Below are 16,184 nucleotides of genomic sequence, written 5' to 3'. Positions count from 1 at the left end.
ACGGCATGACAGGCATCAGGATATGTAATGTGACTATATTATCCCAGCGGGTCACGCGCTGTCACAGGTAAAAATTGAAAGCATCCCGCAAACTGCGCAGGAAAAGGCGCATTGATTTATTGCATGACTTCTTCTTTTTCATGTCAGAATGTAACTATTATTTCACACATGGGATGGTGTCATGGATGAGCTTCTGCTCTTTGCCGGGCTGGTTGCTGTATTCACCGTAGTCGTACTGCCAATAATGGTGATGATTTCACTGTCGCGCAGCAAACGTAATGAGCGTGAGCTGGTGCAACTCAAACAGACGGTCACCCAGTTACAGCAGAAGCTGGCGAAATGGCAGCGGGGTGAAACCTCCGTCGATGAGGCACCGAAACGGGTGGTGCCGACGGAGGCATCGGCCAGGGCGGGCGAGGAACGCCTCCGGCAAGAAGCCCCTACTGTCGCCGTGCAGAACACGAAAACCCCCTCTGTCACTCCGGTTCGCGTTCAGCCTCAACCGCATGATAAGCAGCCTGATAGGGTCTCGGGCCTGCTTTCCGGCCTGCTGGCCTGGTTTATGAAAGGCAACCCGCTGGCGAAACTGGGCGTGCTGTTGATGTTCTTCGGTTTGGCCTATCTGCTCAAATATTCGGTTGAGCGCGATATGCTGCCCATCGAGTTGCGCCTGGCGGGTGCCGCGCTGGCCAGCCTGGCGATGCTGGGGCTGGGTTGGCGGCTCAGGACAAAACAGTCACTCTACGCGTTGATCCTGCAGGGCGGGGCGGTGGGAGCACTTTATATTACGGTGTTTGGTGCCTTCCGGTTGTATGCCTTGCTACCCCATTTGCTGGCCTTTGCCCTGATGCTGGTGATCTGTGCCGCCAGCGTGGGCCTGGCCGTACTGCAACGCGCCCTCAGTCTGGCAATGCTGGCCAGTATCGGCGGTTATCTTTCTCCCCTGCTGCTGTCTACCGGCGGCGGCAGTCATATCGCGCTGTTCTCCTATTACCTGCTACTGTCGCTGGGGATTCTGGCGATCACCGTCTGGCAGCCCTGGCGGCCGCTTAATCTGCGGGGCTTTGCCTTCTCCTTTGGCGTGGCGGGATTGTGGGGCCTGAAGGATTATCAGCCAGAATTTTACCTGAGCTGCCAGCTGTTCCTGATCGCCAATATGGTGATTTTCGGCGTGTTGGCTCTGGGGTTATCGCTGCGCGGACAGGTGAAAGGCGAGAAGGTGATCGATGGCATACTGCTGTTCGGGCCGCCACTGGTCGGCTTTGGCATGCAGTACCACATAACGCAGCACTGGGCGTTTGGTCCGGCCTTCTCCGCGCTGGGCTTTGGTCTGGCTTATTTGCTTTTGGCCTGTGTCGCGTTGCGCCGCTATCCTGCGCTGGGGCGGCAGCTGGCCGTTGCCGGGCTGGCGTTAGGAGGCGTGTTCACCACCCTGGCGATCCCGCTGGCACTCTCTGCACAATGGACGTCAATGGCCTGGGCGCTGGAAGGGCTGGGTATCCTTTGGCTGGGGCAGTCGCAGCGCCAGTCACGTGTCAGCTACAGTGGTACCGGATTGCTGCTGCTGGCTCTGGGTTCCGCGCTGATGGCCTGCTTCAATGGCATCTATGCTTTCTCCTTCAGTCTGATATTTGCCGTACTGGCTCTGACCTGGCTCGGTGGGGCCTGGCTGTGGCGTAACGCTAACAACGTGGTGTCGCGCGTGCTGCTGTGCGGCGGCATTCTCTGGTGGCTGGCGGCACTGATCGGTGGGCTGGCAGCCACACCTGTCCCGGATGATGACTTCCTGTTCCCGCTACTGGGGCTTATTGCCCTGTCCGCCGTTGCCTGGCATCTGGCCAGCCGACGTTTTGCCTGGCCTGAACTGGGTTACATGCCGTGGCTATTGTGGCTGGCTATGCTGCTGGTCGTGCTTTATCAACAGGTGATCGATAACTCCCTGCTGGCGGCAGGTTGGCTCAATCTGGTCTGGCTGCCAGTGCTGAGTGTGGCTTACGCACTGTTGAAGCGGGAAGAAGGCAGACTGAAACCTCTGATGCTGGAACAGGGGTTGCATTTATCGCTGTTCTGGATGCTGCTGACGACAGGGATAGAGGTCTGGCGTATCACGGATAAGCTGCCGTGGGGCATGGATGAATGGCGTATTGCTGTACTGATGGTATTTATCGCCGGGATTATTCTGCTGATGCTGTGGGCGCTACGCCGGGGGCTCTGGCCGTTTGCGGCTCATCAACGTTTATATAGCACGTTGGGGCTGCTGCCGCTGGCACCCTGTGCGCTGTTATTGCTGCTGCTGGGTAACCTGCATGACGGCGTTATGATTGACTGGCACTATCTGCCCCTGCTCAACCCACTGGAAGAGGGCGCACTGGTGCTGATATTCGCACTTTTACTGTGGGGCGGGCTGCTGCGAGACCGTTTTGCCGCTGTGCTTCCGTGGTGTGATTTCGCTTTGCGTGTGTGCGCGGTAGCCCTGCTGTTCTGGTGGGGCAATGGTCTGGTGATGCGTTTGCTGGCTCACTACGGTGCTATTGCGTGGCAGGCAGAAGCACTATGGTCATCGCGTCTGGTGCAGACCACCTTTGCGCTGCTGTGGATGCTGACAGCACTGATGATCATGCTGTGGTCAACGCGATGCCGTGATCGCCAGGGTTGGTTTGGCGGAGCAGGTCTGCTGGGTGTGGTAATTATTAAATTAATTCTGGTCGACAGTGCGCATGGCGGTGGCCTGGCGCGTGCAGTGGGCTTTATCGGTGTGGCAATCCTGGTGCTGATTGCCGGGTATTTTTCACCCCTGCCACCGAAAACCGGACATAAAGAGGATGCTGTGACAGTCAATGAGGGAAAACATGAAGAGTAAGTTGAGTCACGGACTGTTGTTGGCCGCACTGTGCCTGTCAGCCAGCGTGAGCGCGAAGACGGGCGAAGAGCCGAAGGATTATGCTTATGGTCTGCCGCTGACCACCCAGGGCTCTGAGCCGTTCTTCAAAGTCGCATTGCCTGGCGATGTGTACCAGCAAACGGCCTGGCCCGATATGCGCGACCTGCGGGTGTTTAACAGCCAGGGTGTGACGGTGCCGTTTGCTCTCTATTCGACAGAGACCCATGAGACGCAGAGTCAGACCTGGCCGCTCCGCGTCTTCCCGCTGGATAATCCGCAGCGTGGAGCCAGCGGTCAGTCGCAGATCACAGTGAAAGCAGCCAATGGGATTGAGGTGACGCTGCCCACAGAGGGCGAAAAATCCTCAGGACGCAGTTTGTTGCTGGAAGTGCCGCAGGAGGGGGAAGACTTCTATCCGAGGCTAAGTGGGTTGAAACTGACCTGGACGCGTTTGCCGCAGAACTGGCAGGCGCGGGTCAGCGTGCTTTACAGTCAGGATCTGAAAAGCTGGGATACGTTGAACGACGATGCGCCGTTGATGGATCTCACCTCTGGCAGCGATCGGCTGTTGCTGGATACCATCGACCTGCCTTATGACCGCCGTACCCCGCGTGCGCGCTACCTGATGTTGGTGTTTAAAGACGATGCGCAGCCCGCGAATCTCGACCTCAGCGCTATCACCGGGATTGAGAAGTCGACCAACCCGTTACCACGCTCGCACTACGTGACCCTGGCGCCGACAGTAAAAACGCTGTCAGAGAGTGAAGCCGAATACAGCTGGTCATCGCCGCAGCCGTTCAGCCGGGTGAGTATTAAACCTGCCCAGAGTAATGCGGTGTTACCGCTGGAAATTGATTACCGCAGCAGCGCGCAGGACAGCTGGCATCCGCTGGGCAAACAGGTGGTTTACAGCCTGGGGGAAAGCGCCTCCGTGCCGCTGGTGCTGCAGGGGGAGCTGATTCAGGCGATCCGGGTTAAAGGCATTAACCAGCAGTGGAGCGGGATGCCACCGCTGGTCAGTGGGGAGCGCGAGGTGCGAAAGCTGGTGTTTAATGCTCAGGGCAGTCCACCGTTTATGCTGGTGTGGGGCAATAAGATTGCCGCAGCGCAGGCGATAAGTCTGGATACGCTGATCCCACCGGAAACCAATCGTTGGCTGGTTCTGCCTGATGCCGGAACCACGTCATCAATACAAACCCTTGGGGGACGGGAACGATTAACCGCCACTGCCGGGGCAGAGAAAAGCGAACTGTGGAAGAAAGGGCTGCTCTGGGCGCTGTTAGTTATTGGCGCAGGTGGCCTGGTGATGCTGGCATTGAAGGTCTGGCGCGAGGTGCAGCGCCAGCCGAAATAGTCTGCCGGGGCGTATCAGGGCAGCGGCATGACGGGGCCCGGAAACAGGTCAGGTCATGTTTCTTAACAATAATTTCTGCGGTGTCTGACCGACATCACATTATTATCGCAAGTAACTGTGTCGGAACCATCTTGCTGCGGGGATCTCTAAGTATTATCGGGCATTGATGGGACCGGCTGATGATGGATTATCGCCATATTTATATTTGTTGATTTCGCAGCTGATCGCTGCCAGATAGCCTAATTTTTGGAGAAAGTATGCGTAAGTTGAAAGTGGTACTGTGTTCTGCGCTGTTCTCGGCTGCGGCGTTATCCAGCGTCCCTGCCGCCTGGGCGGAAGGTGAGCAGAGTGCAGAAGCGGCCCCTGAAGTACAGGCACCTGCCGTTCAAACCCCGGAAAGCCAGAACTCGTTGTCGCAGGATCCACCGGCTACCGCCCCACAAACGAACCCGAACGACCCTTACGATCTGCAATACTTCTTTGCTGATTTTAAGCGTTTTGCTATTGGTGATGTGGTGCCTGAAGTCTACCGCACTAAACAATATGAAATCGTTCAGTGGAAGGTGCGCCACCTGCCAGCACCGGAAGCCGATAGCCACTGGACTTATATGGGCGGCAACTACGTGTTGATCACCAACGCGGAAGGAAAAATCCTGCAGGCGAAACAGGGTGAGATTTATTATAAGCGCTAATTGTTTCCCCTGACTCCCGCCAGCCCTGGCGGGACGATAACATCTGTTCGTCCCCTGACGTTGAGTGGTACTGAAGGTGCCACTCTTGTCTCACTCCTCGCTGACGTAAATTGACATATCTTTAAGTATTACTTCTTTCCTTTCTTATTCAATAACCTGTGTGATTATTACTCTCGTTTTTAACGTGTTTTTTGTCATGCACTTCGAGTGAGATGTAAATATTAATTGATAATCATTATGATCTGTAAAATAATTATCATTAACATTACGATTAATAACTTATTGATCTTACTTGCACTCTTATGAGTCAGCGCAGAGGCAGGTCTGCTTCGGGTGTCGCCTGATTTGTTTATCAGATCCGCGCTTCACCTGACCCAGGTCATTTGTCTGGCGGATGCAGGCGATCAGGAGAAAGGCGCAGTGAGTCACCCACAGTCCATTACCGCAAACGTCATGCCCCCTTTTACGGCGCGGCATGCCTGGCGTATGCCGGTGTTTGTCGTGGTGTCGCTACTGCTGCATCTGGCGCTGATTGCCGGTTTTTTGCGTAACGATAATGTGCCTGCGTTATTAATGGCTGGTGCTGAAGGCGGCGTGGTGGCAATGACGATGGTTAGCGTGGCCAGCCACAGATTGCCCGTGGCCAGCCACAGATTGCCCGTGGCCCCGACCGCTGAACCGCTGACGGAGCCTGCGCCGCAGGAAAAAACAGAGACGGAATTGCCTTCCCGGGCGATCAAAATGCCTGCGTTAGCCCAGCCTGACGCAGTGATTAAACTGCCTGCGGCTAATGAGAAAAAACGTGAGAGTGCGCCACGGAAAGTGGAAACGCCGCAGCAGAAGTCTGTTCGCGAAGCTCCACCCGTGCGGCGCGTAGAAAGCCAGCCACAGAACCCGCCGCAGACGGTTAAACCGGTTCAGGCACCGATCGCGACAGCGACAGATACGTCCGGCGAGAAGACGGCGCAGACGGATACGGCCGCAGGGGCCGCCAGCAGTGTCAGCGCAGCGAGAACCGGCAGCAGCAACAGCGGCCGTGCGCAGGTGGGGGCGGGAAGCAGCGCAACTCAGAATGTTAAAGCCTTACATCGCCGGGTGAATTACCCGCAGCGTGCTAAAGCGATGGGCGTGGAAGGGCGCGTCAGAGTGAAATTCAATATTACCGCCAGTGGTACGATTACCGATGTGCGCATATTGTCCGAAACACCGACCGGCGTATTTGCCGCCGCGATCGCCAAAGATATGTCCCGCTGGCGTTATCAGACCCAGGCGGAAGTGAACGATCAAACGGTCACCATTTTTTTTAAATTAAACGGCCAGGTTGCGCTGGAAAATTAAATAACCATTTTCATTATGTAGCCTGTACCCAAAATAATTCGAGCCATTATATGGAGGCTTGAGGTATGACGGGTTTATTTATCTCTGGGGAAATACGTGAATAAAAAACTTGGCCTGATAATGGCCGTTTCGTTATTGCCTGCCGCCACCTGGGCGCAGCAGGGCGATAGCCTGACGCAGCAGCAAACCAGCAGCAAAAAAGAGACACAGCAGGAACAGGACGCAACAGAGACAGAAGATACGATTCTGGTGCGCTCCACGCCAACCAGCCAGTCGATGGGCACGCAAATTCTGACGGCAGAGCAGATTAAGCAGTTTCCCACCGCCAACGGCAGTATTACCGAATTGCTGAAGCACAATCCCAATGTGCGCTTCTCTAATACCACGGACAGCAGTAATACCCCCGGCGAACTGGCCCCGGAGAATGTTTCATTCCACGGTGAGAAGTTTTATAACAACAACTTTATGATTGATGGGTTATCGAATAATAACACCATCAATCCCGGTGCGAACGGCGGTGAGTTGAGCAACACGCCCGACGGTTACAGCCCCACCGACCTGCCTGCAGGCGGTACGCAGTCGTTCTGGATTAACTCCGAACTGGTGGAGCAGCTGGAAGTGTTCGACAGCAACGTGTCGGCAAAATACGGTGACTTTACCGGCGGCGTGGTGGATGCACGTTTAAAAGACCCCAATTTAGAAAAGGCCTCCGGGAAAATTTCTTACCGCACCACGCGCGACAGCTGGACGCGATACCATATTGACGCCAGCGAGGTCGAGGACTTTGAACTGGCAACCAAGCTGACGCAGCAGCCGAAGTTTAAAAAAGAATTTTACTCCTTTAGCGCCAATCAGCCATTAAGCGATAAGGCCGGGTTTATTTTTGCCTATAACCGTCAGAAGTCGACGATCCCGAATTATCATGCTTACCTGGACGAGTGGCACGATCAGGAACGCCTGGCCGAAACCTATTTACTGAAAGGGACCTATCTGGCCGATAACGGCGATATGTTCCGCCTGACCGGAATGTATGCGCCGCATGAGTCTAAATATTTAAAAAAAGACGTGAAAAATGGAGATTATACCAACACCGGTGGTGGCTACCGCGCCAATATGGAATGGGAACATAATGCTGACTGGGGAAAGGTAACCAGTCTGGCGGGCTACCAATTTGAAGAAAATAAGATTGAACATGAGTCTGATAACCAGCTGACATGGCGCTATTCCGATAAGACTCTGAATTTTGTTTCTGATGCTATCGACTGGGTGAGTACGGCCCCTGGTACACGTTGGCAAAATGCCATCATTGGTGGTTACGGTACCTATGCTACGGAAAAACGGACCACAACGCTGAAACAGGACTATGAACTTAATCCGTTTAATCTGGCTGGCTTACAACATCAGGTTGATCTCGGTTGGCAGGTCGATATCTACAGTGCACGTTATAAGCGTTTTAACGATGTCGGTTCGAACCGTGGCACTGCGACTATCAGTACCAGTACAGTTTGTCAGTCGGGCGATCCCTATTGTATTGATGGTGAACAATATTTTAAAAGCATGACGCTCTATCCTGCCCGCGAAGTGGAAGGCAACTACACCAACTATGCGGTCTATCTGCAGGACAGTATGAACTTCGGCAACCTGGAAGTGACGCCGGGTGTGCGGGCGCAGTATGACGACTTCCTGAAAAACCTGACGCTGGCCCCGCGCTTTGCTGCCTCCTATGACGTGTTCGGTGACCGTACCACCCGCGTATTCGGTGGGGCGAACCGCTACTACGGGCAGAACCTGCTGGCCTATAAACTTCGTTCGGGGATCAGTTCCAATATTATCCGCACCCGTAACAATGCTGGTGCCGCCTGGACTGACGGTGAGGTGCGTACCGCATCCATTGATTACGATATCTCCGATTTGAAAACGCCGTACAGCGATGAGCTGTCGCTCGGCGTTTCCCAGCGCGTGGCGGATACGCTGCTGACGGTGAAATGGACCGGGCGCAGCGGGCAGGACCAGTTTGGCCGTAAAACGATTACCAATGATGAAGGCAAGCGTTACTACGTGCTGGATAACAACGCCAAAACCCAGGGCAGCACTTTCTCCCTCACCGCGGAACCGATCAGCCCGACCCACTTTGCCTGGGCCGACCTGAGCTGGTCACTCGGCGCCAGCTATGTGAACAATAAATCCAGTGCCCAGGCTTACTACGATTCAGGCAGTGGCGAGGATGATGAAAAGAAAGTGATCTTTGATGGCCGCCTGATGGAAAGAAGCGAAATGGATGCGCTGGACTTCAACACGCCGTGGAACGCCTTCGTTAACCTCAACACCTATTTCCCGGCGCTACGCCTGAACTGGAATCAGAATTTTGGCTATACCGCTGGCTATAACGGTTACACCACCGTGACAGTCAGTTGCCCGGATGCGAACAGCGCCTGCGGTAGCTACGAGGGGAGTGCCACTGAATACCAGAAAACCAAATACAAAGATTACTTCACTTACGACTGGCGCTTTAACTACACCCAGCCGCTGTACAAAGATCAGAGCGTGGATCTGACGCTGGACGTGATCAACGTGCTGGATAACGTGATTGAAACCTCACAAACCACGGCTTCAGGCAACAGCAAAACGGTGACCTACAAAACCGGGCGGCAGTTCTGGCTGGGCGTGGCGTACAACTGGTAACTCCTCACCAGGGCAGGTCATCCGGTCTGCCCTGTTTGTCAGCACACCGTGAGTGCGTGCTTGCGTACTCCGGCACAGGAAAAATGCAATGAAGCAATCGCGTCAATTCAGCGGGCTGGTGGCACTCCTCAGCCTGCTCTTTTCTTTCAGCAGCGTGCGGGCGGCAGAGCCACTCAGCCCGCTGCCTCAGATCACTCAGGGCGTTCTGGATAACGGCCTGCGTTACACGCTGGTGCCGCTCAGTGGCCAGAAACAGCGGGTGGATGTGCGCCTGAGCGTCGACGTGGGGTCGATTGATGAGCAGGACGATCAGTCCGGCGTGGCGCATATGCTGGAACATATGGTGTTCCGTGCCAGCGCGGCTTACCCGCAGGGCGTGGCGACGCAGCTGCACCAGCAAGGCTGGGTGCGGGCGCAACACTATAATGCGATGACCAACTACGAACGCACGCTGTATATGATGAGCCCGCCGGGTGGTGCAAAGGATCTGAACAGCGCCTTTCAGGCATTGAGCCAGATGGTAGGCCATGCGCGCCTGACGCAGCGCGATCTTGATGACGAACGTCGCATCATTCTGGAAGAGTGGCGCGGCAAGTTGGGTGTGGCAACACGGATGAACCAGCAGCGCGTGCAGGCTATTCGTCACGGTTCGCGCTACCCGGAACGTCCAACTATTGGCACTGAAGCCTCGATTCGGACAACGCCTGCCAGTACCCTTCAGCAGTTCTATCAGCGCTGGTATCACCCCGGCAATATGCGCCTGCTGATTATCGGTGATTTTGCACCGGCTGAGGTGGCAGCAGAAATACACCGGACCTTCGCCACACTGCCTGCCGGCACTGTCCCGGCACGCGATTATTATGAGCCGCCGCTGAAACCGCAGTTAAAAGTGGTACGTCTGCAAGACAGCGAGAGCGGCAGCAGCCAGGTGTCTTTGGTGCTGCGTTTTAATCCCGGACAAACCACGCTGCGTGAGCGGCTGACCAGCCAGATTGCGCTGTCAGCCTGGAGCCGCCAGATGCGCCGTCAGAAGTCTGATCTGCCGGTGGAGGTCAGCAGTCTGGTGGTGCGGAAATCCGATATCGGTAAAACGACCCAGGCGCTGGGCCTGTTTGCCGATGTGATGCCCGATGGTCATGCCGCCGCGCTGACGGTGCTACTGCGTGAGCAGGAGCGTATGCGGCGCTATGGCTTGAGTGATGTGGATATTGCGGCAGTGAAGCAGGATATCCGCGACGTCGCTCAGCGTATGGCGGGCAAAGAGGAGCAGCGCGAGTTTGCCGACTGGGTGCAGCAGATTGCGACCGTCTGGGCACAGGACAAGCCTTATACCGGCAGCCAGCAGCGCGGCCGTCAGGCGCTGATGCTGTTAGACAGCATTGATAATCAGCAGGTGAATGCACTGTTTCAGCGCTGGTTAAGTCTCCCGGACCGTCTGGTGCAGTTCAGCGTCCCAGGGCTGACGCCTTTCACTCTGCCGACGGTTCAGGCTGTTTTACGCCAGGAGCAGCAGTTGAAAAAGGCGCCGCTGGCAGCGCCAGAACGCAGCGTGGATCATACCGTGATGGTGTTGAACGCTGTTAAGGCGCGGGGGGCACGTACGGCGGTGAAAACCTGGCCCGCGCAGCAGGTGGAGCAGTGGACACTGAGCAACGGCGATCGCCTGGTCTGGCTGCGTACGCCGCTGGCAGGAGATAAGGTCTGGTTATCCGGCAGCAGTGTGGCTGGCTTCCGTTCACAGGGGCTGAACCCGTGGCAGGCGCAGCTGGCGGCACAGTTGGTGGGTCAAAGTGGCCCGCAGGGCTGGCAGAGTGAGCAGCTACAGGCGTGGAAACAGCAGCGATCGCTGTCACTGTCCGTTTCTCAGCAGGCTGAAGCATTGCAGTATTCCGGCCAGAGTTCGCGGAGTGAGCTGGAAAATCTGCTGGCGCTGAGCCATGCGCTGCAGGTTGAACCGGGTATTGATACCCGCATCATGAAAGACAATATGATGCGTCTGGCCCGTCAGCAAACAACGCAGAGACAAACGGTACAGGATAGCCGTGCACGACAGATCCGTCTGTTGCGCTATGGTCAGCCAGGGTGGCAGGCACCGGATGCACAAGCGTTAAAGCAACTGGAGTCCACCACCTTACTGCAGCAGTGGCACATCACGGCATCGGCCCCGGTCACCTGGTATTTACTGGCTGATATGCCATCTGAACAACTATTGCCACTGGCAGAGCGTTATCTGGCTTCCATTCCGCGCGCGCCGATGAACGCCACCGCGCCTGAGTTGCCGCGTACAGGGCGTTTTGATGCCCACGTGGCGGTGAATATCGAACCCCGCGCCGAGGTCAAAGCCTGGAGCTTTACGCCCGTCAGCTGGTCGCCACAGGCCGCCGTGCAGGTGAGTATTGCGCGTAATCTGGCGAATCAGGCGCTGAAAAACAGCCTGCGTGACGATGCGCTGGGGATTTATCGCCTGCAAATGAACAGCGAGCTGTCGGACCTGCATCAGCGTATCGAAACGGAAGTGACATTTACCAGCTCCCCGCAGCGGGCGCAGGAGTTGTGGCAGCGGGCTGAACAGGTGCTTGCGCAGCTTCCAGAACAGATCACTCAGCAACAGGTGGATGAACAAAAACACCTCTTTATCCGTGCTGAAAATGCCCGTAAGCAGGATATCACCACGCTGCAACGCCGCCTGGAACTCAGTTATCGCCACTTCGACGATCCGCGTTATCTGAGCGACGTGGCACAGCTCGCCGACAGCATTACCCTGGCGGGCGTGCGTGAGGCCGCGGGTCACCTGTTGAGTGCCGATAACCGGGTGCTCCATATTTCTCTGCCGCAGCAGGGTAAACCGTGAAGAGGGTTGCCGAACAATTCTGGGCGCTGTGTCGGCCCTTCTGGGGTAACCGCCGCAGCTGGCAGGGCTGGCTGCTGATTGCCGTGATTGTGGCGATGGGGGGGACCATCGTCTGGCTTAACGTACTGTTTAATAGCTGGACGAAAAGCTTTTATGACGCGCTGGGGGCGTATGACAGCGGCCTGCTCTGGTCGCTGATCAAAGATTACTTTGTCTATATCGCGATTTATATCGGGGTGTTTGTCTATCAGGACTGGTTTACTGAGCTACTGATTATTCGCTGGCGTACTGCGCTGACGTCAGAGCTGGTGGACAGCTGGCTGGCAAAGCGGGCGTTCTATCGTATGTCGCTCACCGGAAATACCGACAATCCCGATCAGCGTATTGCGCAGGATGTGGAGCTGTTTGTCGATAAAACCGTCAGTCTTACGGTCAATTTCCTCATCGTAGTGGCGCAGCTGTTCTCGTTTGTCATCATTCTCTGGCAGCTCTCCGGCGTGCAGCATTTCACGCTGTTGGGTCGCGAGTGGGTGATAAAAGGCTATCTGGTATGGGTGGTGCTGATTTATACGCTGGTGGGCAGCCTGGTGACGCATCTGATCGGGAAAAAATTGCACGGTCTGAACTACCATAAACAGAAGGCGGAAGCCGATTTCCGCGCCTCGCTGCTGCGTAAGCATGACCATGCTGAACAGATTGCACAGTATGGTGGTGAACAGCAGGAAAAACGCCACCTGACGCGTAATTTTATAGCCATTGTGCAGAACTGGCGCTCACTGATGAATGCTAAGCGTAACCTCGGTTTATTTACCACGGGCTATATGCGCATCAGCCTGATTGTCCCGGTATTTGCTGCTTTGCCTGTATTTCTCAGTAAAGCGGTGACGCTGGGCGGATTGATGCAAATACGCAGTGCCTTTGGTCAGGTACATAGTGGCCTGAGCTGGTTTATTCGTATGTACCATGAGCTGGCGCTGTTGTCGGCCAGTATGCAACGTCTTTCCCAGTTTCGGGCGGAAATCCAGGCGCACCAGACGCAGCAGGCACCGCCACCGACGGGGCCAGCGCTGAACGTCCGCGATCTCTCTTTGACTACGCCGCAGGGGCAGCCGCTGATGCGTAATGTGGTATTGCAGTGTGTACCCGGTAGCTGGAGCAAGCTCTCTGGTCGCAGCGGATTGGGCAAGTCGACGTTGTTGCGTACCCTGAACGGCTTGTGGCCTTATTACGATGGAGAGTGGCAGGCACAGGAAGGGCGCAGTTTGCTGCTGCCGCAGCAGAGCTATCTCGGGCAGGGGACGCTGGCGGAGATTCTCTGCTATCCGCAGCCACCGTTGCTGGATAGCGCATTCCTGAGGGATGTGCTGGACAAGGTCGGGTTGTCGGCCTGGTGTGACAAGCTGGCGGAGCAGCAGAACTGGGATCGGGTATTTTCCGGCGGTGAACGCCAGCGGCTGGCGTTTGCCCGTGCGCTGATTGCCCGGCCTGATACTCTGTATCTGGACGAGGCAACCAGCAGTCTCGATCAGGGGGCTGCCCGTCAACTGCTTACGCTTGTCCGCGCTGAACTGCCGGGGACAACGGTGGTGGCGATCACCCATCAGAACGAGCTGGATGATCTGTTTTCGCAGCACCAGGATCTCAGCGTCTTCCGCCAGGCGTGATCCTCTTTTCTCCTCTGCCTGCCCGGGCAGGGGAGATTTTCACACCAATCCCTTATCAGGTTTGGTAAATCCGCTTAACTCCTCCTCATCAATGCTTTACCATCTGTTTCTGACACTATTAAACGGCAATATGGATATCTAATGCGTTATCTGGTTTCGCTTCTCCCTGTCCTCGCATTACTCACCGCCTGTAGCAGCCAGCCGAAGACGGCCCCGGCTGAACCTCATGGCAATCCGTTTAAAGGCAACGGTGGATTCCTGCTGGAACCCTCCCACAGTGGGGCCGTATTGGGTGGCGATTTTGCCAATAACCAGGCTGCCAATGCATTTATCGACAAAATGGTGCGTAAGCACGGTTTTGAACGCGAGCAGCTGCACAACGTGCTGGCTCAGGCGAAGAATCTCGACTGGATTGTCCGCCTGATGGATCGTCAGGCGCCAACCCCCACGGCGCAGGGACCGACCGGGCCAAACGGCGCGTGGATGCGTTATCGCAGCAAATTTATTACCCCGGATAACGTGCAGAACGGCGTGGCATTCTGGAATCAGTATCAGGACGCCTTGCAGCGTGCAGAGCAGACCTATGGTGTGCCACCGGAAATCATTGTTGGCATTATCGGCGTGGAAACCCGTTGGGGCCGCGTGATGGGGAAAACACGTATTCTTGATGCTCTGGCAACGTTGTCCTTTAACTACCCGCGCCGAGCTGAATACTTCAGCGGTGAGCTGGAAACCTTCCTGCTGATGGCACGTGAAGAGGATGATGACCCGCTTGATCTGCGTGGCTCGTTTGCCGGCGCAATGGGCTACGGCCAGTTTATGCCTTCTGCGTTTAAGCAGTACGCGGTGGACTTCAACGGCGACGGGCATATTAACCTGTGGGACCCGGTTGATGCGATTGGCAGCGTGGCGCACTACTTCCAGGCGCACGGCTGGCTGACTAACGGTACCGTTGCCGTGGAGGCCAATGGTCAGGCGCCCGGTCTGGAAAGCGGGTTTAAAACCCGCTATACCGTGGCTAAACTGGCAGAAGCCGGGTTGTCACCGGTTATCCCTCTGGATAATAACCAGCAGGTCAGCCTGTTGAAATTCGATATGGGGACGCGTTACCAGTACTGGTACGGCTTGCCGAACTTCTATGCCATTACCCGTTATAACCACAGCAACCATTATGCGATGGCGGTGTGGCAACTGGGGCTTGCGGTGAAACAGGCGCGCTAAACACGGCTTAGTATTTTGACGCAATTTTGTTATTTATCGCAGTGGTAGCCAGGTCTACAGTAGACCTGACTGCCACTTCATCCCTGAGCGAGGAATAATGAAAGACTGGAACCCCGATCTTTATCGTCAGTTCGAAGCTGAACGCACGCGCCCGGCGCAGGAACTCCTCAACCGTATTCCCCTCTTATCCCCCGCTTATGTCACTGACCTCGGCTGCGGCCCGGGTAACAGCACTGAATTATTGCATCAGAACTGGCCTGAGGCTCAGGTGACGGGCCTTGACAGCTCACAGGCGATGCTCGATCAGGCGCAACGCCGTCTGCCGGACTGTAAGTTTACGCTAGCGGATATTCGCCACTGGCAGGCAACGCCGCCGCAGGATGTCATTTATGCCAATGCGTCACTTCAGTGGCTGACCGATCATCCGGTGTTGCTGCCTCATCTGGTGACTCAGCTTGCTCCTGGCGGGGTACTGGCCATACAGATGCCGGATAATCTTGACGAGCCAAGCCATCGTCTGATGCGTCATGTGGCAGAACGTCCGGCCTGGCAGGCGAAAACGGACCCGCAGGCTGCGGCGCGTAAACGCCTGCTGTCGACCGATGACTATTATGATCTGCTGACCACAGCCGGTTGCCGTGTTGATCTCTGGCGCACCACTTACTATCACGTGATGCCGTCGCCACAGGCGATTATCGACTGGCTGCTTGCAACCGGATTACGTCCGTATCTCGCCGCGCTGGACGACGCGGAGCAGGCGTTATGGCTGGCAGACTACCATGCTGAGATCGCCCGCGCGTATTCGCCCCGGCAGGATGGCAATCTGCTGCTGGCCTTTCCGCGTTTGTTTCTGGTGGCGCAGAAAGTCTGATAGAAAGCCTGGAAGCCGCGCCGCAAAAACGGGTTTCGACGCCGCGTGAACCCGGGAAAAGTGCTACTCTCTGGCTCTTCATTATCAGGGAGCAGAGAGCACGATGACCGATAACGAATTAATCCAATTGAGTACCCGTGTTGGCGAGCGTTTGCTGGCACGCCATGCCAGTGTTACCACGGCTGAGTCCTGCACCGGGGGCTGGATTGCCAAAGTGCTGACGGATATTGCGGGCAGCTCAGCCTGGTTCCAGCGCGGTTTTGTGACCTACAGTAATGACGCCAAGCAACAGATGATCGGTGTGACGGAAGCCTCGCTGACGCAGTTCGGCGCGGTCAGTGAGCAGGTTGTGCAGGAAATGGCGCAGGGTGCGTTGCGTGAAGCCAGGGCGCAGTACGCTATCTCGGTCAGCGGGGTCGCCGGGCCGGATGGCGGCAGTGACGAAAAACCTGTGGGTACCGTCTGGTTTGGCTTCGCTTCTGCCAGCGGTGAAGTGCTGACGCTGGTGCAGCGCTTTAGCGGCGACCGTGAGGCCGTTCGTCGCCAGGCAACAGCCTGGGCGCTCCAGACCTTGCACGATCATTTTCTCAAAAATTAAACTTGATACTGTATGACCATACAGTATAATCA

The 16,184-nt window shown here is 56.1% G+C and carries 10 protein-coding genes; all 10 read left to right on the top strand.

What is annotated here, in order from left to right:
* Window positions 1-181: 181 nt before the first annotated feature.
* The 10 genes from WH277_RS05935 to pncC all read left to right on the top strand — a co-directional run bounded on the left by WH277_RS05935 (window position 182) and on the right by pncC (window position 16,152).
* Window positions 182-2,860, top strand: a complete 2,679-nt coding sequence (locus WH277_RS05935; protein ID WP_339504970.1) for a DUF2339 domain-containing protein — start codon at window positions 182-184, stop codon at window positions 2,858-2,860.
* Window positions 2,850-4,235: a DUF3999 family protein gene (locus tag WH277_RS05930; protein WP_339504968.1), complete on the top strand. Its 1,386-nt coding sequence runs from the start codon at window positions 2,850-2,852 to the stop codon at window positions 4,233-4,235. The genes WH277_RS05935 and WH277_RS05930 overlap by 11 nt, the downstream gene beginning before the upstream one ends.
* Before the next feature lie 257 nt (window positions 4,236-4,492).
* Window positions 4,493-4,927 carry an RcnB family protein gene (locus tag WH277_RS05925; RefSeq protein WP_159337959.1) on the top strand — a complete coding sequence of 145 codons (435 nt, stop codon included), beginning with the start codon at window positions 4,493-4,495 and terminating at the stop codon, window positions 4,925-4,927.
* A gap of 420 nt (window positions 4,928-5,347) precedes the next feature.
* On the top strand, window positions 5,348-6,265 hold the full coding sequence (locus WH277_RS05920) for a TonB family protein (protein WP_339504966.1): 918 nt from the start codon (window positions 5,348-5,350) through the stop codon (window positions 6,263-6,265).
* Window positions 6,266-6,361: 96 nt separating this feature from the next.
* Window positions 6,362-8,947 carry a TonB-dependent receptor plug domain-containing protein gene (locus WH277_RS05915; protein ID WP_339504964.1) on the top strand — a complete coding sequence of 862 codons (2,586 nt, stop codon included), beginning with the start codon at window positions 6,362-6,364 and terminating at the stop codon, window positions 8,945-8,947.
* An 88-nt stretch (window positions 8,948-9,035) separates the two neighbouring features.
* Entirely contained in the window at window positions 9,036-11,798 is a 2,763-nt protein-coding gene (locus tag WH277_RS05910; protein WP_339504962.1) for a M16 family metallopeptidase, read from the top strand.
* Window positions 11,795-13,462: an ABC transporter ATP-binding protein/permease gene (locus tag WH277_RS05905; protein WP_133846000.1), complete on the top strand. Its 1,668-nt coding sequence runs from the start codon at window positions 11,795-11,797 to the stop codon at window positions 13,460-13,462. Before WH277_RS05910 ends, WH277_RS05905 begins: the two co-directional genes overlap by 4 nt.
* Window positions 13,463-13,603: 141 nt before the next feature.
* The gene (gene mltB, locus WH277_RS05900) at window positions 13,604-14,683 is read left to right on the top strand and encodes a lytic murein transglycosylase B (protein WP_133845999.1); all 1,080 of its coding nucleotides are present in this window, start codon (window positions 13,604-13,606) and stop codon (window positions 14,681-14,683) included.
* 97 nt (window positions 14,684-14,780) lie between these two features.
* Complete coding sequence (tam, locus tag WH277_RS05895; RefSeq protein WP_171149916.1) at window positions 14,781-15,554, top strand: trans-aconitate 2-methyltransferase; 774 nt, start codon at window positions 14,781-14,783, stop codon at window positions 15,552-15,554.
* Between the two features lie 103 nt (window positions 15,555-15,657).
* Window positions 15,658-16,152, top strand: a complete 495-nt coding sequence (gene pncC / locus WH277_RS05890) for a nicotinamide-nucleotide amidase (protein ID WP_133845997.1) — start codon at window positions 15,658-15,660, stop codon at window positions 16,150-16,152.
* Window positions 16,153-16,184: the final 32 nt, after the last annotated feature.

It is taken from the genome of Erwinia sp. MYb416, from assembly GCF_037479575.1.
Taxonomy (GTDB): domain Bacteria; phylum Pseudomonadota; class Gammaproteobacteria; order Enterobacterales; family Enterobacteriaceae; genus Erwinia; species Erwinia rhapontici.
Note: the sequence above shows the minus strand (reverse complement) of the source record. Positions and strands in the feature narration are given on the sequence as shown.